Annotated in this window: 1 protein-coding gene; it reads left to right on the forward strand. The window is 72.0% G+C overall.

From position 1 onward, the window contains the following. Positions 1 to 3,233, forward strand: a 3,233-nt coding sequence (locus N4P33_RS34115) for an amino acid adenylation domain-containing protein (RefSeq protein ID WP_260830800.1), incomplete at both ends; no start/stop codon positions are given.

Below are 3,233 nucleotides of genomic sequence, written 5' to 3' on the forward strand. Positions count from 1 at the left end.
AGAGTGTGGTCGCGCTCGCCCTGCCGCGGTCGGCGGATCTGGTGACGGGTCTGCTGGCGGTTTTGAAGGCGGGTGGCGCGTATCTGCCGGTGGACCCGAAGTACCCGAGCCATCGTCTGGCGCACATTCTGGATGAGGCCGCGCCGGTCCTGGTGCTCACCGACACGGACACCGCGCCGGTGCTTCCCGAGCACGACCTTCCCGTACTCCTCACCGACGAGACGGACTTCGGCGGAGTGGAGCAGGACGCGCCCGCCGGACTCGGCGACCTCACCGACGCCGAACGCCTCGGCACGCTGCGCCCGGACGACCTGGCGTACGTGATGTACACGTCGGGTTCGTCGGGTGTGCCGAAGGGCGTGGCCATCACGCACCGGGGTGTCGTCAACGGCATCACGCACCTCGCCGGCCTGATCGATGCGGGGCCGGGCCGCAAGGCCCTGGCGAGCACGTCGGTGAACTTCGACGTCTCGGTGTTCGAGGTGTTCACCAGCCTCTGCCACGGCGGCACGATCGAGATCGTCGCCGACGTCCTGGAGCTGGCGGGACGCGGCGGCTGGGACGGGCACATCATCTCCACCGTCCCGTCGGCCTTCGCGGAGCTGCTCGACCAGATCTCCGCCACCACCCGCCCCGAGGTGCTGGTGTTCGCCGGCGAGGCGCTGCCGGCCGAGCTGGTCCGCCGGGCCCGTGCCGCCTTCCCCGGGGTGCGGATCGTCAACGCCTACGGCCAGACCGAGTCCTTCTACGCCACCTCCTTCACCGCCTCCGGCACCCCCGAGGCGCTCGGCATCGCCCCCGTCGGCACCCCGCTGGGCAACATGCGGGCGTACGTCCTCGGCCCCACCCTGCAGCCGGTACCCGAGGGTGTCACCGGCGAGCTGTACATCGGCGGCGAGATCGCGCGCGGCTACCGGGGCCGCCCCGGCATGACCGCCGAGCGGTTCCTCGCCGACCCCTACGGTCCGCCCGGCTCGCGCATGTACCGCACCGGCGACCTCGCCCGCTGGAACAGCAAAGGCGAACTGGAGTACGTCGGCCGAGCGGACACCCAGGTCAAGATCCGCGGCTTCCGCATCGAACCCGCGGAGATCGAGGCCGCGCTCACCGCGCACCCCGGCATCGCCCAGGCCGCCGTCGTCGTCCGCGAGCGGGGCGACATCAGGCAGCTCGTCGGCTACGCGGTGCCCGCCGCGCCGGACACCGTGGACACCGCCGAGCTGCGCGAGACGGTCGCCGCCCAGCTGCCCGAGTTCATGGTCCCGGCGGTCCTGATGCTCCTGGACCGGCTGCCGCTGATGCCCAACGGCAAACTGGACCGGGCCGCGCTGCCGGAGCCCGAGTTCACCACCGGCGGCTACCGCGCGCCGCGCACGACCGCCGAGGAGACCCTGGCCGGCCTGTTCGGCGAGGTGCTCGGCGTGGAGAAGGTCGGCATCGACGACGACTTCTTCGCCCTCGGCGGGCACTCCCTGCTCGCCACCCGCCTGATCAGCCGGATCCGCACCGTCCTCGGCGCGGAGATCCCCATCCGCACGGTGTTCTCCGCGCCCACGGTGGCCGAACTGGCCGGACACCTCTCGGCGGACATCGCCGTACGGCCGCCGCTGACCCGGGTCGAGGAGAGGCCCGAGCGGCTGCCGCTGTCCTTCGCGCAGCGCCGCTTGTGGTTCATCGACAAGTTCGAGGGCCCCTCGGCGACGTACAACATCCCGCTCAACCTGAGGCTGACCGGGGAGCTGGACGCGCCCGCGCTGGCCGCCGCGCTGAACGACGTGGTGGCCCGGCACGAGAGCCTGCGCACCGTCTACGAGGAGGACACCGCCGGCGTCCCGTACCAGCGGATCCTGCCGCCCGCCGAGGCCGTCCTGGACGTGCCCGTGGTCGACCTCACCGGCGGCGCCGAAGGCGCGCTCGAGGAGGCGATCGCCGAAGGCGCCCGGTACACCTTCGCGCTCGACCGCGAGATCCCACTGCGCGCCCGGATCCTGCGCACCGGCGAGCGCGAGCACGTCCTGTCGCTGCTGCTGCACCACATCGCCGGCGACGGCGAGTCGATGGCGCCGCTGATCCGCGAGGTGTCCGCCGCCTACGCGGCCCGCCGCGAGGGCCGCACGCCCGACCTGCCCGAGCTGCCCGTCCAGTACGCCGACTACGCCCTGTGGCAGCGCGAGCTGCTCGGCGAGGCCGACGACGAGGACGGGGTGCTCGCCGAGCAGTCCGCGTACTGGAAGAAGGAACTGGCCGGCATCCCGCAGCCGTTGCAGCTGCCCACCGACCGGCCGCGTCCGCCGCGAGCCGGCCACCACGGCGACATGATCGAGTTCCTGGTGGATCATGAACTCCTGGCTGCCGTCGAGGAGTTGGCCCGTACCCGCGACGTGACCGTGTCCATGGTGATGCAGTCGGTGCTCGCGGTCCTGCTGCACCAGCTCGGCGCGGGCGACGACATCCCGATCGGCTCGCCGATCGCGGGCCGCACCGACGACGCCGTGGACGGCCTGATCGGCTTCTTCGTCAACACCTGGGTGCTCCGCGCCGAACTGGCCGGCAACCCCACCTTCGACGAGCTGATCGCCCAGGTGCGCGAGAAGGCGCTCGGCGCCTACGCCAACCAGGACGCCCCGTTCGAGCGGCTGGTGGAGATCCTCAACCCGGACCGCTCCACCGCCTACCACCCGCTGTTCCAGACCATGTTCGCCTGGCAGAACTTCGCCCAGGCCGACCTGGAACTCCCGGGCTTGCGCGTGGAGTTCGTGCCGGTGGTCACGGGCACCGCCAAGTTCGACCTGTTCCTCAACCTCACCGAGGTCACCACCGAGGCCGGCCGCGAGGCCCAGGGCCTGATCGAGTACGCCACCGACCTGTTCGACCGGCCCACGGTCGAAGAGCTGGCGAACCGCTTCCTTCGCGCCCTGCGCGGGCTGGTCGCCGACCCGTCGGCGCCGGTGAAGCAGGTCGACGTGCTCTCGGCGGCCGAACGGGAACTGGTCCTGAGCGGCCACAACGCCACGGCGGTACCGGTCCCGGCGGTGACGGTGCCGGGCTTGTTCGAGCGGCAGGTCGTCCGGGACCCGGACGCGGTGGCGGTGGTGTGTGAGGGGACGGAGTTCTCCTACGGTGAGCTGAACGCGCGGGCGAATCGGCTGGCGCGTGAGCTGGTGGGTCGTGGGGTGGGGCCGGAGAGTGTGGTCGCGCTCGCCCTGCCGCGGTCGGCGGATCTGGTGACGGGT

The sequence above is a fragment of the Streptomyces sp. 15-116A genome (genome assembly GCF_025290915.1).
Taxonomy (GTDB): domain Bacteria; phylum Actinomycetota; class Actinomycetes; order Streptomycetales; family Streptomycetaceae; genus Streptomyces.